Annotated in this window: 19 protein-coding genes; 14 read left to right on the forward strand and 5 right to left on the reverse strand. The window is 41.9% G+C overall.

The features are described from left to right. The 4 genes from PN447_RS08230 to PN447_RS08245 all read right to left on the reverse strand — a co-directional run. Window positions 1-155: reverse transcriptase N-terminal domain-containing protein (locus PN447_RS08230; RefSeq protein WP_334311091.1), on the reverse strand; the 155-nt coding region annotated here is incomplete at its 3' end. A 593-nt stretch (window positions 156-748) separates the two neighbouring features. Further along, window positions 749-1,981 carry an exonuclease SbcCD subunit D gene (locus PN447_RS08235; protein WP_271762261.1) on the reverse strand — a complete coding sequence of 411 codons (1,233 nt, stop codon included), beginning with the start codon at window positions 1,979-1,981 and terminating at the stop codon, window positions 749-751. A 306-nt stretch (window positions 1,982-2,287) separates the two neighbouring features. Next, window positions 2,288-2,896, reverse strand: coding sequence for a tetratricopeptide repeat protein (locus tag PN447_RS08240; RefSeq protein ID WP_271762262.1), 609 nt, complete (start codon window positions 2,894-2,896; stop codon window positions 2,288-2,290). Between the two features lie 11 nt (window positions 2,897-2,907). Further along, the gene (locus tag PN447_RS08245; protein ID WP_271762264.1) at window positions 2,908-3,117 is read right to left on the reverse strand and encodes a hypothetical protein; all 210 of its coding nucleotides are present in this window, start codon (window positions 3,115-3,117) and stop codon (window positions 2,908-2,910) included. A gap of 760 nt (window positions 3,118-3,877) precedes the next feature. Here PN447_RS08245 and PN447_RS08250 point away from each other — a divergent pair. The 5 genes from PN447_RS08250 (at window position 3,878) to PN447_RS08270 (ending at window position 13,887) form a co-directional block, all read left to right on the forward strand. Continuing rightward, window positions 3,878-6,439: a proteasome protein gene (locus PN447_RS08250; protein WP_271762383.1), complete on the forward strand. Its 2,562-nt coding sequence runs from the start codon at window positions 3,878-3,880 to the stop codon at window positions 6,437-6,439. A 123-nt stretch (window positions 6,440-6,562) separates the two neighbouring features. After that, window positions 6,563-9,949 carry a molecular chaperone gene (locus tag PN447_RS08255; protein WP_271762265.1) on the forward strand — a complete coding sequence of 1,129 codons (3,387 nt, stop codon included), beginning with the start codon at window positions 6,563-6,565 and terminating at the stop codon, window positions 9,947-9,949. 135 nt (window positions 9,950-10,084) lie between these two features. Further along, the gene (locus PN447_RS08260; RefSeq protein WP_271762384.1) at window positions 10,085-11,194 is read left to right on the forward strand and encodes a hypothetical protein; all 1,110 of its coding nucleotides are present in this window, start codon (window positions 10,085-10,087) and stop codon (window positions 11,192-11,194) included. A gap of 1,007 nt (window positions 11,195-12,201) precedes the next feature. Beyond that, complete coding sequence (locus PN447_RS08265) at window positions 12,202-13,227, forward strand: hypothetical protein (RefSeq protein ID WP_271762266.1); 1,026 nt, start codon at window positions 12,202-12,204, stop codon at window positions 13,225-13,227. 24 nt (window positions 13,228-13,251) lie between these two features. Continuing rightward, window positions 13,252-13,887 carry a hypothetical protein gene (locus PN447_RS08270; RefSeq protein ID WP_271762267.1) on the forward strand — a complete coding sequence of 212 codons (636 nt, stop codon included), beginning with the start codon at window positions 13,252-13,254 and terminating at the stop codon, window positions 13,885-13,887. Window positions 13,888-13,989: 102 nt separating this feature from the next. On the opposite strand, the gene PN447_RS08275 is transcribed toward PN447_RS08270, so the two are convergent. Continuing rightward, complete coding sequence (locus PN447_RS08275; RefSeq protein WP_271762268.1) at window positions 13,990-14,715, reverse strand: cytochrome b/b6 domain-containing protein; 726 nt, start codon at window positions 14,713-14,715, stop codon at window positions 13,990-13,992. A gap of 160 nt (window positions 14,716-14,875) precedes the next feature. Here PN447_RS08275 and der point away from each other — a divergent pair, with 160 nt between their 5' ends. The 9 genes from der (at window position 14,876) to PN447_RS08320 (ending at window position 26,048) form a co-directional block, all read left to right on the forward strand. Then, window positions 14,876-16,240: a ribosome biogenesis GTPase Der gene (gene der, locus PN447_RS08280; protein ID WP_271731136.1), complete on the forward strand. Its 1,365-nt coding sequence runs from the start codon at window positions 14,876-14,878 to the stop codon at window positions 16,238-16,240. An 89-nt stretch (window positions 16,241-16,329) separates the two neighbouring features. Further along, the gene (locus PN447_RS08285; RefSeq protein WP_271762270.1) at window positions 16,330-17,259 is read left to right on the forward strand and encodes an energy-coupling factor transporter transmembrane component T family protein; all 930 of its coding nucleotides are present in this window, start codon (window positions 16,330-16,332) and stop codon (window positions 17,257-17,259) included. 284 nt (window positions 17,260-17,543) lie between these two features. Next, window positions 17,544-17,822, forward strand: a complete 279-nt coding sequence (gene pipX, locus PN447_RS08290; RefSeq protein ID WP_271731134.1) for a transcriptional coactivator PipX — start codon at window positions 17,544-17,546, stop codon at window positions 17,820-17,822. Then, entirely contained in the window at window positions 17,819-18,487 is a 669-nt protein-coding gene (locus PN447_RS08295) for a YggS family pyridoxal phosphate-dependent enzyme (protein ID WP_271762271.1), read from the forward strand. The genes pipX and PN447_RS08295 overlap by 4 nt, the downstream gene beginning before the upstream one ends. A gap of 359 nt (window positions 18,488-18,846) precedes the next feature. Continuing rightward, window positions 18,847-19,449: a cell division protein SepF gene (locus PN447_RS08300; protein WP_271762272.1), complete on the forward strand. Its 603-nt coding sequence runs from the start codon at window positions 18,847-18,849 to the stop codon at window positions 19,447-19,449. A gap of 112 nt (window positions 19,450-19,561) precedes the next feature. Continuing rightward, window positions 19,562-20,374 (forward strand): pyrroline-5-carboxylate reductase, encoded by an 813-nt coding sequence (gene proC / locus PN447_RS08305; protein WP_271762274.1) that lies wholly within the window; start codon window positions 19,562-19,564, stop codon window positions 20,372-20,374. A 73-nt stretch (window positions 20,375-20,447) separates the two neighbouring features. Continuing rightward, window positions 20,448-23,123, forward strand: a complete 2,676-nt coding sequence (locus PN447_RS08310) for a DEAD/DEAH box helicase (RefSeq protein ID WP_271762276.1) — start codon at window positions 20,448-20,450, stop codon at window positions 23,121-23,123. A gap of 172 nt (window positions 23,124-23,295) precedes the next feature. Then, window positions 23,296-25,104, forward strand: a complete 1,809-nt coding sequence (locus PN447_RS08315; RefSeq protein WP_271762278.1) for a proline--tRNA ligase — start codon at window positions 23,296-23,298, stop codon at window positions 25,102-25,104. Between the two features lie 356 nt (window positions 25,105-25,460). Further along, window positions 25,461-26,048, forward strand: a complete 588-nt coding sequence (locus PN447_RS08320; protein WP_271762280.1) for a GerMN domain-containing protein — start codon at window positions 25,461-25,463, stop codon at window positions 26,046-26,048. The last annotated feature ends 382 nt before the right edge of the window (window positions 26,049-26,430 follow it).

Raw genomic sequence — 26,430 nt, forward strand, 5'->3', positions numbered from 1 at the left:
CGAACAACCTTGACATCACCACGGGCTGAGGCTTGATAAATTCGTTTTTGGATTTTGTAAACGCGACGTTCTAACTGTTTCCAGTTAATCGTGTTCCATTCTACCGTAGTCTTTACACTCGTTTTAGACATAATTCCTACTTGAGACTTTATCATCCATATCACCGTGAGTCTGTCAGCATATCTTAGGCATTACCCTAAGCGTTCGCTTCTGACTCAATCTTCCCCACTTGCAGCATCCGGTTAGCACCTACTTCTAGACTCGACCTTCTAAAAGAGCTAACAAGGGGTTACTTCGTTCCGTGTGTTCATACTGTGTACCTTTAGAGTGATGCTATACGCCGGGTTTATCGGAAGTGCATAACGGTCTAAAAAGAATTAGCCGTTTCCTTATCCTTTACCTTTTGGTTCCAGCCTGTCAGCCTGATTTGGCTGGTTAGATGTAACGACGCTTCAAGCACATCTTCGTTGACTACTCATGGGTACTTTTGCTCGGCGTGTACCAGGTTAGGCTACCAGTAGGAGCGCCTTTTCTTCGGTGCTTTACGGATTGATGGCTAGTCGCTACCGTAAGGAAGATGCTGTCACCCTTGCACCTAGGGGGTGGGATTCTCACCCACATGAACACACAGTTATAAGAGTCTGGTTTTACCCAGTCTTACCTTCCGTCCCTGAGCATAAATGCTCATTTAGGAAGAACGAATCGCACCCTTTTCTCATCATTAAAGCACACAGCGATCGCCCCAGCATTAAAAGACAACCACATCATCAGCGAGTAAATTTTCTGCTGCTTCCAACATAGATGCAGCAATATCCTTTAAATCTTCACGATTATTTAAGTAAGTTTGCAAGGCTGACCTGGGGTCAATACTGCTACTAGCGGTTAATTCTGGAATTCTCGGACGCGCCAATTGGCTAACTAATTCTGCTTTAATTGTATAATTGTGGGCTAAACTCAAAGCTCCATGGATAGCCGCAGTATCAATGACATCCATCTGTTCCGAGCGGATTTGATAAATTAACCGCACCACAGCATCTTCAATATTATATTTAGCGATCGCCTTCATTAAAGCAGCTTGAGGATAATCTGCTTGTGATATATCCACCTCAATAGTGCGGAAAGTCCGCACCGGTAAAGGATAAAATTCCCAATTAGCCCGTCCCCGCTCCAACTCTATAATTACATAGCCCTTATCTTCTTTTTCCTCACTAAAATCCACCCGTTCAATACTTCCCGGATAAATCACCGGTGGGTTATTTGATTTATTCAAATTCTGGTGACAGTGAACATGTCCTAGAGCCACATAATCAAAACAAGGTCGCGTCAGTAAAGATAGGGGTAAAGTAAAACCCTTCCCCACCGCTAAAAGACGTTCAGCGCCCAAAGTAGCATTATCAGCCATCAAATGAGCCAAAAGCACAGTAGGAACATCAGGGTCAAGACGGCGAATTTCTCCCTCCAAAACCACTTGTAGACGTTGTGTTAACATTTCGTTTACCTCAGCCAAAGAAGCATTTTGAGTTTCCTGACGGGTCATCAACGTAGAACGAGTCAGCCAAGGTAAAGTAATCACCTGCACCTTACCACTACGGGTATTAATACAGTGAGTAGTTAAAGTATCACCCACCACAAACCCCCGCACCCCTAAAGTGCGATAAATATTTAAACTTGCGCCTCCCGTTCCTTGAGAATGTTGGTCATGGTTCCCCACCAACAGCACTGTAGGAATATCTGCATCAACCAGGCGGCGAAACTGACTTGCAAAGGCTTCTTGTACATATGGCGCTGGGGTAGCATCCGGGAAAGCATCACCACCAAATAAGACTATATCTACCGGATCTTGTAGCGCCCGGTCAATACATCGGGATAAAGTCTTGACAAAATCCTCTAACCGTGTATTTAGTCCTGTGTCTGGATTCATGCGCCCATGGGAGAAACCGCTCCCCATGTGGATATCCGCAAGATGCAAGATTTTAATCATCTTTGTCAAGTGTCATAGTCATCACACCGTTCGTTAATTTTAATATTAAGATGCCATTCATTAACCAGTGCCTGCAACTGATTTGCTTTGATTATTCATATGGGATTCTGATATGGCTGCAAGAATTATACATTCTTTTGCAGGGCTAGCGATCGCTATAAACTTTTATAACTTGCATAACAATTGCTAATGCGATCGCCACCAATAAATCAATTTTTGTATAGAGTAATATAAATATCCTTACAAGTCCAGTCAAGAGCAACAATTCACCTCACTCTAGTTGCCATCACTCACGTCATCCTGTGTTTATCGCAACTTCTGATGTACACAAGCCAGATACCACATATAATCATCAATCTTGTTACCAACCGCTTGATTAATATATTCCTGTGCTAACTCGAGTTGCTTTTCCGCCTCAAAATATAATCCCACATAGAGATAACTGTAAAATTTAGTACGCTTATCTGCGTTTTTACCCAATTGAATTAAAACATCCGGAGAACAGCGCCCCGCATACAAATCATATACCCGCTGCATCACCAATCGCGGGTCATTTTTTACTTCTAATAAACACTCACGCGCCGCGGTGACACCATCAGCTTCAGCAATACAAAGATAGCGCCAAACCGTTTCTTCCACATCTTGAAAATTCACAGTTAAATCTGTCTCAAACTGTTTAGCGCCTTCTACAAATCTACCAGCATAATAATATGCTAGTCCCCTTTGCCACAAATATGGTTTTAACCGTGGCTCAAGTTTTTCTGCTATGTCAAAATCAGCAATAGAAGCATTAATATTTCCTAGCTGAAAATGAACCATACCCCTCTGTACATAGGCTTGAGGCTCATGGGGATGGTTAGCAATCACATCATGCCAGCGCCTCAGTTTTTGTTCTAGCATATTATTGGAATTCATTCTTCTAACATTTAATTATCCAATAAACTCATTAATGCTGCAATTTCCGGGTTCTCTGAATCGGATAATTCTTGCTGTAACTCTAATATTTGATTTTGTAATACTTCAGATGTATACAGCAGATTAGATGTTTTAGCAACTCTTAATTGACTTTCTTTAATTCTAATTTTCCTCAATAGTTCATTTACCGCATCAACTGCGTTATAATCTTCATGCATCATCCTTTTATACCCGTTCAACTATCAATTTATTAACTGCCGACAGAAGAAATATATATAGCACCCTCTAACTTATTCAAGCATACATCTGAATATGATACAGCAAATTGTAAGTAAAAAGGTAATATATAAATGTATAAATGGTAAAATTCTTGTGACGCGAGTATCCGGTCCCCTATTGGCATACCCCACAAGAGGATGAAATATACTGTCAATGTGGCCGCGTAGACACTCCCCCCCCCACTACAATAACCGTAACTTTTGGCTCATCCTTACCCAGACATCACCCCGAAGGACTTGTTTAATTCTTACTAGAACTCATATTGTGTAATATAAGACAGCCGATGGGAGATAAACATCATGGGCGCAAATCTCATGGAACACCTGCGATAGATATTCGTTCATAGAAGTCAGTAATTTCATAGTTGTGAATAAAGCCTTTTTCAGGCTAATGAAGTACACATCAATTGCCTATTCCCTGTTCCCTGTTCCCTGAAACTAAACAACTTTGTACCTCACGAGCATGGAAAATGCTATATTCCCTCAATAATATTTATTCTGTTGATATTTTTTTGATTTTTAACTTTTTAAATAAGCATCCGGTTAAGAATTGTTTAACTCAGTAGAATTAATCCATGCACAGTATTAAATAATCTGGTAGTCAGGAAAAATATGATGATAACAAGTTTTATCAATATCTGCCATTTAGATTGTTTTATGTTATAAAGCTCACAGAAATTGATGCGACATGGAAAGAATTTCTATGGAAATGGAACAATTAAATTGTTTTAAAGCATACGGACAATTTATCTTGGAAAAACTAGACTCAGTACCCCAATACCCTTCTAAACAAGAAGATTGGATACCCACTAGGCTAGATGATTGTCTTGTGCGCCTCCGAGAAGCTGCACAAAAAACTGTAGAACTTGCCACATCTCCAGTTAGAATTGGAGTCATGGGAGAATTCAGCAGCGGTAAAACTTTGCTTTTAGGTAGCTTGATTGGATATGCTGACGCTTTGCCAATTAGTGAGAACCCAACTACAGGTAATGTCACAGCCATCCATATTGTACCGCAATCAGGCTTTGTCACTACTCAGGCTAATAATTATACGGTAGAGTATCTTTCTCATCAAGGGGTGAATGAGTGTCTGCAATTCATGTTGCACGAAGCAAGTCGCAGGAGTGCAGCTGCAGCACTACCACCTATACCCCTGTCAACATTAAAGACTGGCAAAGATATTATTAACTGGTGCGAAGAAGTATGGAACAGTAGTAAAAATTTAGAATTACGTTATTTATTACGAGAGTTGGTATTATTCCTTCGCACTTATCAAGCATATGGCCAAGCAATGTGTGGTATCCACTATCAAATTGATGCTAACATCGCCCGTGAAGGACTACAGCTACCTGAACAGCCATTAGCTATCCAAACTCTTCGGTTTGAGGACTTACCTTCATCTCATATTCGATTACCCAGCCCACCCCAGAACCTTACGACTAAATTATTACATAACAGCTTCTCACTCATCCACCGTGTCAACATTGAAGTGAAAATATCACGGGAAATCTGGGATTTTAGCGGTGCTTCCCAATTTATTCTCTTAGACTTCCCTGGGTTAGGTGCTGCTAATTCCGGAGCTAGGGATACCTTTTTATCACTGCGGGAACTAGCAGAAGTACAGACAATTTTAATCCTTTTAAATGGGAAAACCCCTGGTAGCGATCGCGCCAATAAAATCTTTACTATGATGCAGCAGCAACGCCCAGGACAAGACCTTAAAGATTTAATTTTGGTGGGGGTGGGTCGTTTTGATCAGTTACCTTTAGATAGTCAAGGTCATGAAAGAGAACTTGACCAATTCATCGCAAATACTGAACCTGTAAAAGAAGACGATGTTTTAAGTAAATTGAAAGTTCTGCAAACAACCATTGATGCTGCTAGTGCATTCATCATTGAACAAGAACGGATGGTTTTATTATCCCCACTACTAGGATTGGCTGAGTTGGCAAAACGTTCTAGTCAAGTTAAAGCAGGTTCACCGGAATTTTTAGCTAACTTAGATTATCCTGATTATCTGGAACGGTCTAGGCGATCGCAGCAAAAATGGCAACTATTAAGCACACGTCTGCTAGAATCTGATCCCCGGAGCCATTTAGGTAGACAACTGAGTTACTTCGCCCAAGATGGTGGTATTGCCAAACTGCGCGAATTAATTCAAAATCATGTAGCCAATCACGGAGTAAAACAACTGTATGAAGATACGCATAGGGCTGCTGATAATTTAATGCTACAACAAGAATACCTCAATAATATTATTACCGAAATCCACGAGCAAGGTATTCCCACATCCGATACTCACAACCTCATTGAGTTGCGATCTGCTATTGAAAGTTTAGATAAAACCTATCGCAACTTTCAGAAAGATTTAGGTAAAGAACCACTCAAAGACCGGTGGGGAAATATCGTCAGTGATGTAGTCAAAGACGAACTCACATTTAAAATAGTCAACTGGAACGAGTGGACATTACTATTCAACAAAGCCAACAATGGTAATATCACCATTGCGGAATTTAAAGGGGCAGCGGGTAAACTATTTAACCGAGGTAATAGAGTTAATAGCAGCCTACCTACAAAGAGTGAAGATTTTTATGCAGCTTTTGTGAAAACTGTCAAGGAATTAGAAGAATTTGCCCGAGAGCGCATTCATCAAGCATTAGCCGACTTATTAAATAAATTATCCCAGCAGATAGCCCCACAACGAGATTATCTACAGACTAATCTAAATCCAGAAATCGAACAAGATATTGAAACCGAGTTTGGTATAGAAGAAGCTGATATTTTTTACAAGTTGCTGTTAGGATGCGATCCTAATCAATGGCTAGAAGCAATTATCGCCGAAATTAATAGCAAAGAACAATCAATTTCACCCGAAGTTATGTTCCCCTTAGCCCGTAGAGATGAAAAACACAATATTGGTCAAATCTTTGACTGGTCTCCTGAAAAAAGTCCAGACTTACCCAGAACAGGTAATCACCAACTTTTGGTATTGCGACTACGAGATGAAATCATTGCTACTGCTAGCCTCCATTTGGTGCAATATGTTAGCCAAATCAATCAAAAGATAAATGCTGAACTAGAAGGTATTTTAGATCAAATTATTCCCAGTCTGCAAAATATTTCTAAAAAAGAGGCTTTACTCAGATATATTGCGGCGGGTAGTTCTCCAGCTAAAGTTAATATTCCCCATTGGTTGCAGATTCTCGCACAGGTGGCCACAATCTCTTATCAAGAGGATAATTTTCTAGTTACAAAAAATCCTTGATTCTCTAGGGATCAAGTGTTTAGTATTTTCCAGATTTCTAGGCATTACGGCACATTTTCGGTAAGTTTAACCACAGATACTAGATTTTAATTGGCAATTTATTATTAATTTCAGGAGAAATAAATGCCTGTAGAGATTCGGCTCGCACCTAATTTTCAAGTGCATATTAAAGAAAAAGAATATTTGGAACTACCCACCATCCAACTGCTAGCAGCAGGGGATAATGTCCCTCACATTGCTAGAATTAATTGCATTGTCACCGGTACGCCGGAGGAATTAGCATTCCAAATTAAAAAAGCATATAAACCATTTGATTCTGTAACTCCCAAAATTTCCCAAATCGGGCAATTAGAGCAATATCCTTGTAAGTTAAATCGCCCTTTACGAGAACCAATTAACTGTACTTTGGCGGTAACTGTTGAGTATTTCGATTCTGATGCTTTAGGAGATCCCGTACTTTCTGAACCCCGGGAAACTGAAGCTTCATGTTATCTTTGGTCACCATTAATGCATGATGAAGAAATCATTGAGGCCGAAGCCGTCACCATCCCCACGGAAACCAGTCCCTATATTGAAAACCAACCACAAAAAAGATTTCCCGGATGGTTAGCATTGGATTTTGGTACATCCAACTCTACAGTCACACTCTTTGATCCCATTGAGGTTCCCATCGCCGAAATTTTACCCAGGGAACAAGAAATCAGGTTACGCCATCGCATGGCCGAGTGGTTGAGCTCCCCCCCATCGGTAGCTTTACCCGATGTCAACCCCCATGACTGGGAGAAATTTATTGCTGATGTGAGCAAAAACCTAGAAATGGAACCCTATAATCTAGCATCAGTTTTTGAAACTGACCAAAAAGAGCGATTCTTAGAAGCAATTCGCCAAATAGAGTTATGTCTAGGTAACAGCGAGAAATTCCGGCGGGCCGCTAGCAAAAAACTTTACCAAATATACCATGAAGTTTTTCGTGTACCTACTTTAGAATCCCAAAACTTAATCCCCGTCGTCTTAGATATTAATCGCCGTGATACAGAAATACCCAGCGAATTGGAAATCTTTACCTTGACAGATTTACAACTACGCATGGGTAGAGAAGCCAGGGATAACAGAAAAAAAGCCATCGCCCAAGGTAGCAGCGTCTCTTTAAAAGAAATTATCAGCAGATTTCACCACTCACCCAAGCGCTACTTTGGACAAGATCGCACTTTTCCAGTGATTTTAAACACTCAGCAAGAAATAATTCATGTTAACCAACTTATCCAAGCAGCTTGGGCCCATTTAATCGATTTAACCGAAGATTACCGCCAACGCGCTAGGCGCAAGTTTTCTGATGGAGATTTCGTTACAGCTGTTGTAACTTACCCTACTGTCGCCCCCCCATTAGTGCGTAAGGAAGTTAAAGAATTAGTGGAACAGTTGGGTATTGATGATGTCCAAACCGCCTATGATGAGGCTGTTTCAGTCGCAATCTTCTTTTTATGGCGAGAATTTGGTGGTAATCTCAATATTGGCATTGAATCATTTAAAACCCGTTGTCGTCAAGTCGAAAACAAATGGTCGCAAAATGTCCTCGTTTTGGATATCGGCGGGGGAACCACAGACTTAGCTTTGATTGAATTGACTTTAGAAGATAATACCCCAACCTTTGCAGACCATGAAGATAGAGGATTAGGAGGACGTTACTATAAACTTACTCCCAAACTGTTAGGCTCATCAGGTCATTTACAGTTAGGCGGTGAATTAATTACCCTGCGAATGTTTAGATTATTAAAAGTAGCGATCGCTGACTTTTTGTTAACAGCAATAACTACAGGGGACATCGAAAGCGAAAAGCTAGAAGATTTAATTAACACAGAATTAAATGAACGTTTTATTGAAGAAGGAAAATTTCAAAGTAGCAGTTTATTAAAATGCATAGATAAAGAAAACCCTGATGGTGATGCTGCTTATAAAGATGCCCTAGATACTGCCGAGAAAGTATTACCCACCAGATGGCAACAAGTACCCCAACGCCTACAAACCTTTTATACTCTCTGGGAGCATGCTGAATCAGCTAAACTCAAACTGGGGCAAAAATCAGAGCATCATCTTTTAACTTTCACTATTTCCGAAACTCACATTTGTGAACTTCTCACTCAAAGTGGAATTAAATTTCAAGTCAGAACCCCTGATAATATTGGCGTTATCATCGACAGCGAACAATTTGAACGCGCAGCCGCTTCCACTATTAAGGAGGGAATTGGTATCGCTAAAGGACTCATGGAAAGTCGCCTGGGTTTCCATGGGCAAAATATAGATGCTTGGAATACTCATAAAGTTGACTGGTTGATTTTATCTGGTAAAACTTGCAACCTGGAATTAGTACAGCGCTACATCTACGAAGAATTTAGTAAATCCCCTTACTTCGTCTGGAACCCAGAAAGAATTACCTTTGTCTTGGAATTTACAAAACTCGCTACCTCCGCCGGTGCTTGCTACGCTGAGAAACTCCGCCGACTGAGATTTGACCCCGAAGAGTCTAAGGAATTGTTACGCAAGGGAGCAAATCAGTTAGAAATAGACGTGAAAAATCTCTTTTATTATCTACCTTGTAACTTCAAACGCAAAACCCAAAGCAACGAACTTTTAACCATATTCAAAGCTGGACAGGAACTTTATCAAATCAGTCCCACAGAAACAGCCGCCAAAGTACGCACAGAATGGCAAGGGACACAATTAATTAATATTATTTACCGCCAAGACTACGAGGTGGGAGACTTACGACTGTGGGGGAGCTTTGACGGTAAAAACCTGATGCAAAAACTAGGAATGTCAGAAACTGAGTTTCTCAAAAAAATCAAAGTTCAATTTGAAATTGACCAAACTCTAGAATTTAGGGTTTTACTTTGTCAAGGGAACCCCCATTATTTAATTGACCTTCCTGGTATTGATGTAGGTGCTGCACTATTAGCAGCTTCCGAAACAGCAGCCCTATTTGCTGATGGTAAGTTAAAGTGGAATATTGCCTTAGAAAGTCCCAAGCACAACTTAAATGATGGTGATATTGCAGTCAATGTGATTGAGTCAGCAACTGTTGACCAGCCCAACGCCTATCATTTAGTTTTTGAAGCAGGAAAAGATAATAGTCAATTTTTGCGAGAATTTCACTATGTCCATCATGGGGAACAGCAGTCACAACCCGGTTTAGTCAGTCACCCTTTACCTCCCTTTCCCCAAAGCCGTCAGCACACATTTTATATTTATCAAACAGATAGCACCTCTAACACCAAAAAATGGATCCGCATCGGTGCATTAAGTAAACCGGATGTCGCCACCAATTACCCTTGTAAATATTACGTTACTCTAGATAACAAAGGTTTTCTGAGAATACACGCCGGGGAGGTTCCCTATTGGACCTCCACTAGTCAAGAATGTCTTAAACAGCCAGGATGTGTTTATCAGGCCGAATTAGAACTACAACCTAACGAAGTGGATAAGGAACGCGACCCTTTTTGTGGTGTACATTAAACTTCATCGGTTGAGTAGGTACTTTGACGGGAGCATCTGAGTTTGATAATATTTCACCTCTTGCTCCCTCTGCTTGATAACCAGAGGGTTGGGGTGGGGTTTGAAACGCTATCATCAGTTTTAGTATTAATACTCATGCAGCAATTACGCCAGTTATTAGCAATACAAGGGTCAGAGTTGGCTAAATTACTTAAATGTAGTTTACGTGGACTAGAGGCGACTTTAACTCAAGCTATCTCAGAATTTCCCCTCGACCCCGGTACTCAAATATGTGAGGAGTTATTACGGGAAATCTCCGCCTTATTGCAACCACCGCCAGATTCTACCCCAGAAGATGCGATCGCCATGATATTGCTCCCAACTGAGTTAAAATTGACTCATCTGCGGTCGGTTTTTAATGCTGATGCCGAACTAAAGTTATATTTAGGTACTGCTGAACTACAAAGCCAAACCGATGCTGACCTATGGAACGAAATTCACCGCCAACTGCTGCGAGTTCCGGAAAATATCGCCACAGCTTGGCGATCGCGCGCCTTAGATTTAGCTGAACAAGTAGGCGCACTACCAGATAATTTACACGTTGCTGAACTTCCTTTTAGCCGTGATCAAATAATTTATCCCGGACTGAAGGGGAGTGTAACAGCGCCGGGGTTATCTTTGTCTGAGAAAGCCTTATTAAATACGGGAGTTAACCCAACTGACCAATATGGTAATTTATACTGTATCGCTGGCTTTGTGCAGCTGTTCCTGAGATTTACTGAAATAGACCCAGACTTACATCATGCTTTAAAGACTGTGTTTACCTTTGATATTATGCCCTTGCACTCCCAGCCAGAACAACGCACTCAATATATAAATACTTTAAGCGATCGCTGGCAGCGTTTGCAACAAGCCGAGTCAAATTCTGATGAGTTGTTAAGTCTGCGTGCCTGGATAGATATAGATGAGGCCATACACTCCTTAGTATTTGTCCCACCCGTCGAGCGTTATTCCTGGTGGGGTAATTTACAGCAAGAATCACGACGGATTTTAAAAAAAATGGCTCAAACGGCGGTGAATATGGGTTATGATGTGCGGATTCGGCAGTTATCTGGACTTTATGCCGATGTCTGTTCTTTCTCTAAAGATGACCTCCAACTCAACTGTGGCGGTGTTCCAGGGGAAGTGTTAACTTGTCTGCGGGTATATGCGAGCATTAATCAAGAAGAAACCCCAGGAAGGGTTATATTTCGCTCTTTGCGTTAGTCTTCTATTTTTTCCCCTTACAGTTCCCCCCAGAAAGCTTTTCCTACTAAGGCGTTGAATAGGGTATTACTTCTTTCGTGCTCAAAAGCAAAAAACCTCACTAATACTAGACCCTGTGTTAGGCGTAGGGAGTTTCAAAACCCCACAAAAATCTTACCCTTGCGCCTAGTGCATGAAAACAATTCATCCAGATAAAATACACACATAAGCAGTATAACTGTCACCATTTTCCCCCCTAAGATTATACCTCAAACATATAAAATAAGCTGTATATTCAAGGGTTTTGAGCTTGCGTTCTTGATCAAGCAGATCATCTTACTTTTATTAAGCATTTATTTTGTATACCCAGCAGTTTGATAACTGGATGGTGTGGATCCTTGGTAACTTCAAATTATGAAATTAGGTAACCCCCGCTACAGAAATTATCAGTAATTCAAAAAATATAAATCTGAATACAGATGACAAGGGTTATATAAATTTACTTTGAACAAAAAATAAAGATTAATCTAACATTTTTCATCTATATAAATTACAAATTTATCTGTGTTAGTCTGTCTAAATCTATGAACCTGTAGCTTATCTACTAAACGCGCCGCTAACGCTCAGGGCTGGTTCATCATTTCTTTGTGATCACAAACAAAGCAATATGCTGTAAATATCTCACCAATATTGTGATGTATAAGATACAAAAAACCAGCAATAGTAATGACATCTGTAAATTTATTAGACTTGACTATGTTTTTTCTAACTTAGGGACAGTCTTACTAAGTTGTCTTCTGATTTTGACCGCTATTACCATAAAGTCTGTATCTGCTGCGGATAATGCACAGAAGAATATGATTTTACCAAATCAAATAAATCAGGTTGATTCTGGTGAAAATAGCGATAAATCATCAATATACCCAGCTAACAATAAGTCATATATCACCCTCAGCGAAAGATTATTAACATCAATAAAAACTAATAATTCTGTTAAATTACACACAAGTAGTAATGAGAATTTAGCTGTGAACATTGAACTTGAAACAATCAGGAATTATTCTGTTGCTAATCTGGGTTTTTCATCTCAGAATGTACTAAACACCAAAATCAACACAAGTCAAATTTTATTGACATCCAACCACAATAATATTGATGGAGAATCACCAGAAGAAATCCCACAGCCAACTAATTTAGTTAATTTACTGTCGCAAAAACAACCGGAATTGAGCACAGATGTAGAACTTTCATCACATGAGGAGGATATCCCTAGCAATAGTGATACATTACGCCAAGAACTATTAATTGATCCCATCATCAACACCCAAGAAAGCATCATCAAAACTGAACCGCGAAGGGCTTTCCCTGGTTCAACAGCTGGTACTCCTTCTGGTTATGGTGCAAGTGGTAGTCAAGTCTATGTTGGTGTTGGTTTACTTTTCCCTTTAGAGGAAGATTCCGATGGCTTTCGAGATGGCTCTTACTCCGCTGGTTTTGGGTTAGGAGATCCATTGAAATCTGTAGGGTTGGAAGTTAATGTTAACTTTGCCAGTTCTGGAGGTACTTACTTTAAAGGTGGAGAGTTTGATGTGGGGACTAGCGGCTATATGGGGTTAAAACTCCACAAATACTTACGTGACCGTACATCTGTAGCCGTGGGTTGGTCAAATGCTCTCAAATGGGGAGAATCTTCCGATAATAAAGACACTATTTATGGAGTCGTTACTAGGGCGTTTCTACTGCAACCAGACAACCCACATCATCAATTACCTTTGACTATTTCTGTGGGTTTTGGTAACGGCGGTTTTCGTTCTCTAGGCGCAAGAGCCGCAGGGGGAAATAATGCTAATATTTTCGGGAGTCTAGGTTTAAGAGTCATACCTGAAGCATCCCTAGTCAGTAGCTGGACGGGAAATCGTCTGAATATAGGTACGTCTATTGCTCCTTTCAGAAATAGACCTATAGTTATCAATGCTCTTCTGACAGACATTAGTCGTAATTTTGATACTGGCTTAGGTTTTGCGCTGAGTGCAGGGTACAGTTTCAAGTTTTAAGCAATTTCATCAACCATAAAAATCATGAAGAAACAAACATTCTTGCTAAATTTGGCGGTAGCATTGGCTTGTTTTACTTATCTGGCGGCTGCGCCTCATAGAGCCTATGCTGGTAAGGAGATTGTACCGGGTAGTTCTCCAGACTCTGCCTCTTTAATTGGAGATAAGGAGATTGTACCGGGAACTGGTATAGATTCTGCTTCCTCAATGGGTGACATTGTACCGGCATCCGGGGTTAATGTTCAAGTTGTTAATGATGGTAATTTTTCGGCGGGAGTTTTGAGGGTCTCCCCGGAAGTTCAGAATGATTTAAATGCAGTTCTCGATCATCTACTCAGTACAAGTCTGGCTAAAAATACGCCCTCTGATTCCATTGAATATATCTTGCAGGGTGGAGATAATGTAGATCAGGTCAAATCTTCTATAGTGAGTTTAGAAGTGTCACCATCACCAGTAACATCACTGGTAAATGCTTTAAGTGAACTGACAGGACCAGACAAAAATGTGGATATTAATAAGTTTAATGATGCTCTGACTGCATATAATCAAATTGTACAGGAAAGTAGCCCCGTAGTTCTGCAAGCATTGGCGAAAAACCCAAGTTTCACTGCAGTTCATCATCTACTGAGTCAGTTAAGAGTTGCTCTCAATCAAAAGTAAAATTGTCAAATTTTAGACATAGTTATTTTCCTTCCTCTGGCTTTAGTCAGAGGATTCTTTGGCGAATCTGCTCAATAGTAAATATTTTTTCGATAATATTTATTATCCACCAGAGAAAAACAGTGGCAACACAAATGCCGCTATAATTCCAAGCAACACAACACCCTCAATAATTCTCAGGGAAAAATTACTCTGGATTAACTGGTTAATTTGGTTACTTAAATTATTAATGTAAAAATTACTCAACCAAATACGCAAACGACTATACCAGTTTTTTGGACTATCTACTGGGCGGAATTTCCATGACCACATTGATAGTAACAATGGCGCACCACCTACTTTAGCAGACATCAAAATATGAATCGCTAAACAACAAACCATAATTACCCAAGCTATCAGATGGCAATAATACCATAAGTGATCAAGTTCTCTTGTAGGTAGCCATTCCTCTTTCATCATTCTGCCAGATATTACCGCCAAAACCGAGAACAGCAACATCAGAGTATTGATAATGCGTTGTAAACTTAGCCACCAAATGGGTTTACCAACCTGTGTCAATTTTTGTATGGAGTCTGGTTGTAATAGGCGTCTTTCTCCCGCATGAAAGCTATAAAGTACAAAAGCTGGTAATAACAGTAAAAAGAATAAAGCTACAGTTCCATGAATATCTTGAATTGGATCAATTCTGGGAATCAGGACTTTGCCAAATCTGCCATCGAATGTGTTGTAAACTAAGAAGCCAGTAATGATGGAAGTAATGACTAAAATTCCATTAATACCATGGAGAACTCGCAACAACAAAGGCTGATAAGGGGCTGAACGACTCATAGAGAATACTAAGTTCCTGTTTATGGTAAGATTATAAGGTTATTATTCGGTAGTTCTGAGTCAAAACACTACATTAGCCTCAATAAATTACATCGGGACTTAAAATGGTTACAATAAATAAATGATATAATACCCTATTACTCTCACTCACCCTGGTTTTATGGGACTGCCAATTGTTGCTATTATCGGTCGCCCGAATGTGGGCAAGTCTACCCTGGTTAATCGTCTCGCCGGGGAGCAAACGGCGATTGTCCACGATGAACCGGGTGTAACACGAGATCGCACTTATATGCCATCTTACTGGCGCGATCGGGATTTTATCGTTGTAGATACAGGGGGCTTAGTATTTAACGATGATACGGAATTTCTGCCCCTAATTCGCCAACAGGCACTCACCGCTCTCTCACAAGCCAGTGCAGCAATTTTTGTTGTAGACGGTCAAACTGGCCTGACAGGTTCAGATCAAGAAATTGCTACATGGTTACGTCAGCAACCAGTACCGGCGTTACTGGCTGTGAACAAATGTGAATCCCCAGAACAAGGCGCAATTCAAGCATCTGAATTTTGGTCTTTAGGCTTGGGGGAACCTTTTCCTATCTCGGCAATTCATGGTAGTGGTACTGGGGAACTACTCGATGAGTTAATTACTCACATCCCCATGGTCACGGAAGTAGAAGAAACTAACGAGATTAAGGTGGCGATAATCGGCCGACCCAATGTGGGTAAATCCAGTTTATTAAATGCTTTTGTGGGAGAAGAAAGATCAATTGTTAGCCCTATTTCCGGGACAACCCGCGATGCTATTGATACCGTGGTTGAACGAAATGGGCAAATTTATCGCTTGATTGACACCGCAGGCATTCGCAGAAAAAAACAAATAGAATACGGTACAGAGTTCTTTAGTATTAACCGTGCTTTTAAGGCCATTCGCCGCGCCGATGTGGTTTTATTAGTGGTTGATGCTTTAGATGGAGTCACAGACCAAGACCAAAAATTAGCCGGGCGGATTATCGACGAGGGTCGAGCTTGTATAATTGTCGTGAACAAATGGGATGCCATCGAAAAAGATTCATACACCATTTACGACTACGAAAAGAGTCTGGAAGCCCGGTTACATTTTACAGAATGGGCAGAAACCATTTTTGTTAGTGCTTCCACAGGACAACGGGTAAATAAGATTTTAGACTTGGTGAATGAAGCTGCTGAGTCACACAAACGCCGTGTAACTACCTCTGTAATTAACGAAGTCCTCACAGATGCTGTAAGTTGGCATTCACCCCCAGCTACACGTGGCGGTCGTCAAGGTAAAATCTATTATGGTACTCAAGTGGCGGTGCAACCACCAACTATCGCCCTATTCGTCAACGAAGCTAAACGCTTTAATGACAATTACCGCCGCTACATTGAACGGCAATTCCGCCAACAATTAGGATTTAAAGGTACACCTATCCGGTTAATTTGGCGCAGTAAAAAAGTCCGAGAGATGGAACTAGGTAGCGTCAACAGAGCAACTCGTGTCAAATAAGTTCAACATCTTCTCAGGGTTATATTTCGCCTATGTCAGGCCAAAATAGTCAATATCAAGCCTGACTCTCTACTACTTAACACTGATAAATGGACTTATTGCGATCGCTACCCCTTGGACTGTACCTAGAACAGCCGCAAACTTGGCTACACAAACTCGATGCACGGGTGAAAATTGCTTGGTTGATGAGTTTTCTCACTAGCTACACCTTTGCTAATAACGAGTGGCGAATACTACTAGTTGCACTGTTAATTATTTTGACTGTAATGGCCAGAATACCCCAGCGAGTCTGGAAACAGCAAATGGTATGGCTGTTAACATTGTCTGTGTTTGTATTTGCGATTATTAGTATTAGTCCCGATGGCCTGGGTGTAAGCCATCAGCCGCGTTTACCCGCTAGCGAACAGATATTAATTCGGCCGGCAAATACCAGTAATAACGCCGAGATTGTTTCAGTACCAACACAGGAAAACAAAAAGTACAGCTACATTCTATTTCATCAATGGCCGGTTAAGGTAACTCGTCGCTCAATTGATTTGGCTATTAGAGTCAGTACGATTATATTTACTGTGATTTATAGCAGTAACCTGTATCTGCTGACAACCGCACCCGAAGAAATCACCACTGCTATAGAAAGTTTGATGCAGCCCTTGGGAAGGTTGAAAGTGCCGGTAACTGAAATTACTCTCACCTTAACTTTGTCCTTGCGATTTATTCCCCTAGTTCTCGAAGAGGTGCAAAATTTAATTCGCTCTGTCATGACTAGGGCAATTAATTGGAAAAAACTGGGCTGGAAAAGGGCAGCTCAGGTCTGGATGATAGTAGCACAGAGACTGTTAAAAAATCTCCTGCTACGAGCCGAACAAATGGCTAACGCTATGATGGTGCGGGGGTTCACCAGTCCTAGTGAGCATCAAGTCAAATGGCATGAATTACGTCTGAGGGCTAGAGATTGGCTGGCGATCGCCATGCTTACCCTATTTTGGGTTGCTAGGCTAGTTATAGGAAATATGGCTTAGTTGCTGATCCTCTGAGCTATTTTGTGCCACAGGCGAATAATTATGGCAATATGGAAAGAGACTAAAGTAATTACCTTAGTGGTTTGTTGTGCATTTCTACTTTCCTGTTACCAACCTCATCTGCCAATTACACACAGGACGCAGGTTTTGATAACTGCCATTCAAAGGCCAGAATCACTAATTTTCTTATAAGCTCACTAAAGATGCTGGCAAAAGGGGTGTATTATCTTGTGAACATTTGTACTGAACTACGAAGAGATATATACTCCCAACTTGACTGTTAAATGAATCCAGAAAACTTAGAAACCTACATCAATCATCCAACTTGGGGTTTGCTTTATCGGATCTGTATGGTCGATGACAACCAGGATCTATTCACTACACTTTATGCCCAACGTTTATTTTTTGTGGTGTCCAACGATATTAAAGGTCTCAAATTTCAGTCCATAGGACGTACTGAAGCCCGAATGTTGTTGGAAAATCGCTTGCGTACTCTGCGTCGCAGTGGTCCATCCCAGGAGTACGATCAACTTCAGAGTGTTTTCCAGCGCACATTCCAATGACCAGTTCCATGAGCGAACGTATTACTAACATTTGTGGTTCACTACCTGCTTCAGTACGATTGGTGGCTGTGAGTAAGACATTTCCCCCTGAAGCAATTCGCGCTGCTTATCATGCCGGAATTCGTAATTTTGCCGAGAACCGCATCCAAGAAGCAGCCAGTAAACAAGCCCAGTTACAAGACTTATCGGATATTACATGGCACTTTATTGGCAGTTTGCAAAGCAATAAAGCTAAAAAAGCCATGGAATTATTTGACTGGATTCACTCAGTGGATAGTTTAAAACTGGCAGAGCGTTTAAATCAATTGGCAGCACAGTTAGGAGTCAGTCCTCAGGTTTGCCTACAAGTGAAAATCCTCCCTGACCCTAATAAGTCAGGTTGGAGCGTTCCCCAACTACTAGCCGACTTACCGGCTCTGAACAAATGTGAGGATTTACCAATTCAGGGTTTAATGACAATTCCCCCTTTAGGATTGAATGAAGCGGAAACAATGAATGTATTTAACAGTACATATAAATTAGCTAAAGAAATCGAGCAGCAAAACTGGTCGCACCTAAAAATGCGGGAAGTTTCCATGGGTATGTCGGGGGACTACCAACTGGCAGTACAGGCTGGGGCAACTATGGTAAGATTAGGTACTATCTTATTTGGTGAGAGAAGTTAGGGTATGAACCATTAATTTTTTGCTTCTGGTATTAATATTACTAGGGATAAAATACACAGATATGTTCATCCCTGGTTATGTATGAGCATACAAAAAATAAATTTCAGTCAAGATGAGTAGCAAAAAAATCCGGGAAAGAAAATTTTTACCCGGAACAATAATTACGCTGTAATCTTGACGCGTTATTTTGTGTAAGTTAATCTACAGGCGTTCCCTCAAATTTCAATTGACCAACCCTATTTGTAATAAAAGCTATAAACGGCAAGAAAATTATTCAATCTTAGCTGTGTACTGAGCTAATATGGCTACATTAATTACTGGCCAAATCAATAAGGGTAACTTTTATCAGGAGCATAAAAATGAATAACATTTTTACTAAACTTCGAGACTTTGTAGGTCTCAATGAGCAGGTGGAATACGAATATTACGAAGAGGAACCGGAAACAGATCCTGGTAGCTACCAGAACCTGTATCAAGAGGAAAATCCCCAAGCACCACCAGCACCGGCTAGTGCTCAAAATCGACGCTGGCAGGAACCCATGACTACAATGGGTAATGATATAGCCTCAGGATCGAAGCCTACCATGGGGAATGTGATTAACATGCCAGGATCAATTAACGGAATTTCAGAAGTGTTAGTACTTGAGCCTCGAACATTTGAAGAAATGCCAGAAGCTATTAAAGCACTCAGAGAGCGTAAGTCAGTTGTTTTAAACTTGACGATCATGGATCCTGATCAAGCACAACGAGCTGTAGATTTCGTAGCTGGGGGAACCTACGCCCTGGACGGACATCAAGAGCGCATTGGAGAAAGTATCTTTTTGTTTACCCCCAGTTGTGTGCAAGTTAGTACCCCGGGGACAGTTCTGCATGAAGTACCACAAGCGCCCCCTCGTCCTTCACGTCCCTCAAATACTTCCAGTCAAAGCTGGGGTACAGACCTTAACAGAATGGTGCAATGAAGTTCCATTAGTTCAACTAAAATTTTTGATGATTGTAGGAGCAGGTTCAACCAAGATGGTATTATGCCATCAATGAAGGGTTTAAATCTGCTCTGATTGACTATATAACTTAATGACTATTAAATTGGGCTTAATTGGTGGCGGAGTAATGGGAGAAGCGCTATTATCCCGCTTGATTGACCGGGGAATCTATCAACCATCGGAAGTGATAGTCAGTGAACCCCAACCGACACGCCAAAATTATTTACGGCAAACATATAATGTAAATGTAACTACAGATAATGCTCTTGTTTTAACGGAAGCTAGCGAAGTAGTATTATTAGCGGTAAAGCCCCAGGTGTTCAGTGCGATCGCTCAAGAATTAGCAGATGTCCTGACTACAAAAATCTCGGCCCTGGTAATTTCGATTTTGGCAGGAGTGTCTTTAAGCCAACTAGAATCAGCATTCCCTGAACTACCAGTAATTAGAGCCATGCCCAACACCCCCGCCACAGTGGGGGAGGGAATTACAGCTTTGTGTTTAGGAGCATATACCAATGGCAAGCATCACAAACAAGCACAGCAAGTTTTTTCGGCAGTGGGGCAAGTGGTAGATGTATCAGAAATGCTCATGGATGCAGTCACAGGACTGTCTGGTAGCGGTCCGGCTTACGTAGCTTTAATGGTGGAATCATTGGCTGATGGAGGAGTAGCCGCAGGTTTACCCAGGGGTCTGGCTAATCAGCTGGCTGTGCAGACTGTATTGGGCACAGCAAAACTCCTCCAAGAACACAAAATCCACCCCGGAGAACTCAAAGACCGGGTAACCAGTCCCGGTGGAACCACTATTGCTGGTATTGCCCAACTGGAAAGGGCAGGATTTCGCTCGGCTTTAATTGAAGCAGTCAAAGCGTCGGCACTGCGATCGCAAGAGTTGGGGAAGTGAGGAAAAATCGCCTCATGACCAAGGGCAAATACCCGTTAATATAGTAAAAAAGTCCGGTTGCAAATTTGATTGAGTGAATTATCCCGCACCATCTCCAGAACTAGACTTAGGGTTAATATTTCCCTTTGCACTGGATCAGTTCCAAAAAGATGCGATCGCGTCCCTAAATTCTGGACGCTCCGTAGTCGTATGTGCCCCTACAGGTTCGGGCAAAACCTTAGTTGGGGAATATGCCATCTATAGAGCCTTATCCCGGGGTAAGCGTGTATTTTACACAACGCCCCTCAAAGCTCTGTCCAATCAAAAATTACGTGATTTTCGCGAGGAATTTGGCTATGAGTTGGTGGGCTTGTTAACTGGAGATAATTCCATTAACAGGGATGCACCAATTCTGGTCATGACCACAGAAATCTTCCGCAATATGCTCTATGGCACACCCATAGGGCAAGTGGGCATTTCCCTAGTAGACGTTGAGGCCGTAGTGCTAGATGAGTGTCACTACATGAATGACCGCCAACGGGGGACAGTTTGGGAAGAATCCATCATCTACTGTCCTCGCGAAATTCAGCTAGTAGCCCTCTCCGCAACTGTTGCCAACAGCGATCAACTCACTGACTGGTTAAATCGCGTTCACGGTCCGACAGACCTAATTTATTCCGATTTTCGTCCCGTTCCCCTAGAATTTTACTATTGCAATCCCAAGGGGCTGTTTCCTCTACTCAATGAAAGCAAAACTAAAATTAACCCCCGTCTGGCCAATAGAGGCAAAAGAAAACAACAAGACAGGGGCAGAACTGGCAGACCAGAAGCCCCAGGGATAGCTTACACCCTCAGTCAGCTACAGCAGAGGGATATGCTCCCGGCGATTTACTTTATATTCAGTCGTCGCGGATGTGATCAGGCTGTGGCAGAAGTTGGTGATTTATGGCTAGTCAATAATGATGAGTCGCAAATATTACGACGACAAATTGATGATTTTTTAACCCGAAATCCTGATGCTGGGCGTTCTGGACAAATTGCCCCTTTGTATAGAGGTATTGCTGCTCACCATGCCGGAATTTTACCTGCGTGGAAAGGACTAGTAGAGGAACTATTTCAGCAGGGGCTAATTAAAGTAGTATTTGCTACGGAAACCTTGGCTGCTGGGATCAATATGCCAGCCCGGACAACAGTAATTTCTACCCTTTCCAAACGTACCGATTCTGGACATCGCCTACTAAACGCTTCTGAATTCCTCCAGATGGCAGGACGGGCAGGTCGCCGAGGCATGGATTTACAAGGTCATGTAGTTACAGTACAAACCCCCTTTGAAGGCTCAAAAGAAGCTGCGTATTTAGCTACATCTAAACCAGACCCCCTGGTGAGTCAGTTTACACCTAGCTATGGCATGGTACTAAACTTGCTGCAAATCCACACACTCGAACAAGCCAGGGAACTGATAGAACGCAGCTTTGGGCAGTACATGGCAACGGTGCATTTAAGACCAGAGTATGAGGAAATTGCCTCGCTACAAACCCAATTAGCCGAACTCAAAGCACAAATCGCCACGGTTAATGAACATGAACTAGCAGTCTATCAGAAATTGCGACAACGTTTGAAAGTCGAACGCCAGTTATTGACAACCCTGCAAGAACAAGCTCTAGAAAGTCGCCAAGAAGAATTTGTCATGATGTTGAGCTTTGCAGTGTCGGGAACTCTGTTGAGTCTCAAGGGGAAAGACGTAGATGTGTCTATACCTATAACAGCGGTCTTAGTGGGAAAAACATCTAGTGCTGCTTCAGAAGCTCCTTACTTGGTGTGTTTAGCGCAAGATAATCGCTGGTATGTAGTCACAACTGCCGATGTAATCGATTTGTATGCTGAATTGCCACGAGTGGATGTACCAGAGCAGATCGTACCACCCCCAGACTTACAGTTAAAACCGGGGAAATCACTTCGCGGTAATCACGAAACATTTGCCATCGCTCAACGTATTCCTCAAGTACAAGCCTCATTGTATATGTCCCCAGAAGTAGCCGCACAACTGGGTCGCGTTACCGCAGTCCAAGAGGAATTAGAAGCTAATCCCATCCATAAATCTGGCAATGTCAGCAAGATTTTTAAACGCCGCGCTCGTTATGTGGAATTAGAAGCCGAACTCGAAGAATTACAATTACAAGTCGCGCAACACTCACAACACCATTGGGAAGAATTTGTTAATTTAATTTCTATCTTGGAATACTTTGAGTGTTTAGATAACTTAGTCCCCACACAGTTAGGACAAATTGCCGCAGCCATTCGCGGAGAAAATGAATTATGGCTGGGTTTGGTGTTCGCTAGTGGTCAATTGGACAATTTAGATCCCCACCATCTAGCCGCAGCCGTTGCAGCTTTAGTCATCGAAACCCCCCGCCCAGATAGTAGAGTTCACTTTGAACTTAGTAACGAGGTCGTAGAAGCTTTGGCAACACTGCGGGGAATTCGCCGCAAAATATTTCAACTGCAAAGGCGGTACAATGTCGCTTTGCCCATCTGGTTGGAATTTGAATTAATTGCCATAGTAGAACAGTGGGCCATGGGGAAACAGTGGACAGAACTCTCTGAGAATACTACTTTGGATGAAGGCGATGTCGTGAGAATTTTACGCCGGACTTTAGATTTATTATCCCAGATCCCCCATGTTCCCCATTTATCTAAAGATTTCCAGCGTAATGCTTATCGGGCGATGCAATTAATTGATAGGTTCCCAGTTAATGAGGCGGCTGATTAATTACAGCGCATTTCATCGATGTCAGGTATACCAGAGCGGGCACCATGCTCACCCCACAAGAGTTTTAAGATTCATATACTACCTAATCTCCCGCCAAAATCCTATATGTTTATGGCAAACTTCAGGTGTAATTAATTTTCAACACTAGCAATTTTTCAAAAGGAAAATAACGATGCGACTATCAAAAATGTTATTCGTTACACTTAGGGATGATCCGGCTGATGCTGAGATTCCTAGCCATAAACTATTACTCCGTGCGGGTTATATTCGTCGTATCGGTAGCGGTATTTATACGTATTTACCGTTAATGTGGCGGGTATTACAAAAGGTTTCCCAAATTGTCCGGGAAGAAATGAACGCCACTGGAGCACAAGAATGTCTCTTACCCCAGTTACAACCGGCTGAGTTGTGGCAGGAGTCGGGACGCTGGGATACTTACACTAAGGCTGAGGGGATTATGTTTTCCCTGGTTGACCGCCGTGAACAACAGTTGGGATTAGGGCCTACTCATGAGGAAGTGATCACGACTATTGCTCGTGATATGATTCGCTCCTATCGTCAATTACCTTTACATTTATACCAAATTCAAACTAAATTCCGCGATGAGATTCGCCCCCGGTTTGGGTTGATGCGGGGTCGGGAATTTATTATGAAGGATGGCTATTCTTTCCATGTGGATGAGGTCAGTCTCAAGGAAACCTACCAAGATATGTATCAGGCCTATAGCAATATGCTCCGCCGTTCTGGTTTAGCCTTCCGGGCTGTAGAAGCTGACTCTGGGGCTATTGGCGGTTCTGGTTCTACAGAATTTATGGTGTTGGCGGAAGCTGGAGAGGATGAAGTTCTTTACACTCCAGATGGTAAATATGCCGCTAATGTGGAAAAGGCGGTTTCTTTAGCTGTGGATGCGGCAATCTCTCCGTTTACAAGCTATGAGAAACGGGAAACACCAGGAACACAGACTATTGAGGAAGTATGTCAACTGCTCAAATGTTCTCCTACTCAAGTTGTGAAAAATGTCCTTTACCAAACTGTTTATGACAATGGTGTGACTGTATTATTTTTGGTGAGTATCCGGGGTGACCAAGAAGTTAATGAGGTGAAGTTGCAGAATGAATTGAGTAACCTGGCTTCTAACTATGGTGCTAAGGCTATTATTAGCTTGGATGTACCCAATGCCCAAATGCAGCAAACATGGGCGGCTAAATCTTTACCTTTAGGTTATATTGCCCCTGATGTTGCAGATGACTATATTGCTGCTCGGAAAGATTTACATTCTCAGTTTGTCCGGTTAGTTGATAAAACAGCCGTTGATTTGAAAAACTTTGTTACAGGTGCTAATGAATCAGGTTATCACGTTGTTGGTGCTAATTGGGGAGAACAATTTGAATTGCCTAGGTTAGTGGTAGATATACGCAAGTCTAGACCAGGCGATCGCGCTGTTCATGACCCTAGTCAAATTCTCCAAACCGCTAGAGGGATTGAAGTAGGGCATATTTTCCAATTGGGTACTAAATACTCCAAAGCTATGGGATCAATGTATACAAACGAACAAGGGGAAGAGAACCCGCTATTTATGGGCTGCTATGGTGTGGGTGTATCACGACTAGCACAATCGGCTGTAGAACAATCCTATGATAAAGATGGGATTATTTGGCCAGTGGCGATCGCACCTTATCATGCGATTGTCACAATCCCTAACGTTAAAGACGCTCAACAGGTGGAAATCGCCCAAAAACTGTACACTGAACTTAACAAAGCAGGTGTAGAAACATTACTTGATGATCGCGATGAACGCGCTGGAGTAAAATTTAAAGATGCCGATTTAATTGGTATACCCTACAGAATAGTTACAGGTCGGGCTATTAACAATGGCAAAGTAGAAGTAGTGAAACGCGCCACCCATGAAACTCAAGAAATAGCCATCGAGGAAGTAGTTAATACTTTGGAACAGTGGGTTAATGAGGCATTAGCAGTATAATATACATTCTTGCTGGGGCAAGTATCTCGCCTGCGATTGTATCTATGACCAATCATCAAACGTTAAGACCGCCCCCAGCTTTAGAATGGAGGTTAGCCGTGGACAGGTTAGCTAAAATTAAAGCTGAAATAAAGTTACTATAGGTGCAGGATGACTTGCTGAAATACCCTCACCCAGGGGATTTTTAATTTCCGTTCCGAAATTGTCTTCAAATTAGCAAAATATCAAGTCAATAGAATTCAGACAAATCAAGCCTTCTTGAGATTTCAAGAAACTCCCACTCATCGATATCGTCTTTTATCAGGCTGCTCTTGTGAACCACACTATCTCAGTCTCCTGTCAGGAACCTTTTAAATATGAACAACCAACAAGGATCTAAACGTATTTCTTCTGGTGTAATTGCAGCAGTCTCAGCAGCAGTTGTATTGGTGGGTGGTGGTGTAGCTTGGCTTGCTTCTAATCAGCCTCCTACACCAATCAATCCATCTCAAACTATTACGCCAAGAGATCCTGTGCAAGGGCAAACACCTCATGTTTACTGGCTTAAACCAAGGGATACAGGGTTGGATTTGGTTCCACAACCGGTGGAAATAGGTGCTACGCAACCCAACCAAGTTTTAGAAAGAGCCTTCCAAGCTTTATTGGCCGGACCAACAGAAGGGACAGATTCTACAACTATCCCCCCAGAAACCAAGTTGCTGGGGCTGAAAATAGAGAATGGTGAGGTTCACGTTAATTTATCTGAAGATTTTACTAAAGGTGGCGGTTCAACATCGATGGTCGGTCGCATTGGACAAGTTATTTATACAGCCACAACACTAGATCCAAATGCGAAAGTATACATTGAGGTCGAGGGAGAACAGTTGGAGTTTTTAGGTGGGGAGGGTGTGGAAGTGTTGCAGCCATTGACTCGTCAAAGCTTTGAGCAAAACTATCCGCTTTAATCCCCTCCTTCAAAGGTCTAATGTGTACACACAAGTCTAAAACTTTTGATTTGGGTACGGTGTGTTATGGACTTTAGTCCTAATGCACCGAAAATTGAGGATGGTGCGTTGCGCTACGCGACAACACACCCTCCAAAAAAGCTACTCAGTTTAAATCAGTACATACGGCACTTTTCAAGTAAATAAAGTACACAGATGAATATCATCAATCTTGTGGGGTGGGCATCGGTGCCCGCCCTTTTGTACCTAATTCAGATGAAAGGCGCTGTAAAAGACTTTATTAGTGGGGTTTGACCTCACCCCCAGCCCCTCTCCTTGCCAAGCAGAGGGGTAGAACCTTTGAGTTCTCGCTTTTTGGGCTGGTGTGTACGCGGCAGAAAAG

The sequence above is a fragment of the Anabaena sp. CS-542/02 genome, from assembly GCF_028331085.1.
Lineage (GTDB): Bacteria > Cyanobacteriota > Cyanobacteriia > Cyanobacteriales > Nostocaceae > Anabaenopsis > Anabaenopsis arnoldii.

Coding starts and splice junctions, on each gene's coding strand:
- proC (WP_271762274.1), top strand. CDS start 19,562: ATGACTATTAAATTGGGCTTAATTGGTGGCGGAGTAATGGGAGAAGCG.
- PN447_RS08320 (WP_271762280.1), top strand. CDS start 25,461: ATGAACAACCAACAAGGATCTAAACGTATTTCTTCTGGTGTAATTGCA.
- PN447_RS08260 (WP_271762384.1), top strand. CDS start 10,085: ATGCAGCAATTACGCCAGTTATTAGCAATACAAGGGTCAGAGTTGGCT.
- PN447_RS08295 (WP_271762271.1), top strand. CDS start 17,819: ATGACCAGTTCCATGAGCGAACGTATTACTAACATTTGTGGTTCACTA.
- pipX (WP_271731134.1), top strand. CDS start 17,544: ATGAATCCAGAAAACTTAGAAACCTACATCAATCATCCAACTTGGGGT.
- PN447_RS08300 (WP_271762272.1), top strand. CDS start 18,847: ATGAATAACATTTTTACTAAACTTCGAGACTTTGTAGGTCTCAATGAG.
- PN447_RS08270 (WP_271762267.1), top strand. CDS start 13,252: ATGAAGAAACAAACATTCTTGCTAAATTTGGCGGTAGCATTGGCTTGT.
- PN447_RS08250 (WP_271762383.1), top strand. CDS start 3,878: ATGGAAATGGAACAATTAAATTGTTTTAAAGCATACGGACAATTTATC.
- PN447_RS08235 (WP_271762261.1), bottom strand. CDS start 1,981: ATGATTAAAATCTTGCATCTTGCGGATATCCACATGGGGAGCGGTTTC.
- PN447_RS08240 (WP_271762262.1), bottom strand. CDS start 2,896: ATGAATTCCAATAATATGCTAGAACAAAAACTGAGGCGCTGGCATGAT.
- PN447_RS08315 (WP_271762278.1), top strand. CDS start 23,296: ATGCGACTATCAAAAATGTTATTCGTTACACTTAGGGATGATCCGGCT.
- PN447_RS08255 (WP_271762265.1), top strand. CDS start 6,563: ATGCCTGTAGAGATTCGGCTCGCACCTAATTTTCAAGTGCATATTAAA.
- PN447_RS08285 (WP_271762270.1), top strand. CDS start 16,330: ATGGACTTATTGCGATCGCTACCCCTTGGACTGTACCTAGAACAGCCG.
- PN447_RS08275 (WP_271762268.1), bottom strand. CDS start 14,715: ATGAGTCGTTCAGCCCCTTATCAGCCTTTGTTGTTGCGAGTTCTCCAT.
- PN447_RS08245 (WP_271762264.1), bottom strand. CDS start 3,117: ATGATGCATGAAGATTATAACGCAGTTGATGCGGTAAATGAACTATTG.
- der (WP_271731136.1), top strand. CDS start 14,876: ATGGGACTGCCAATTGTTGCTATTATCGGTCGCCCGAATGTGGGCAAG.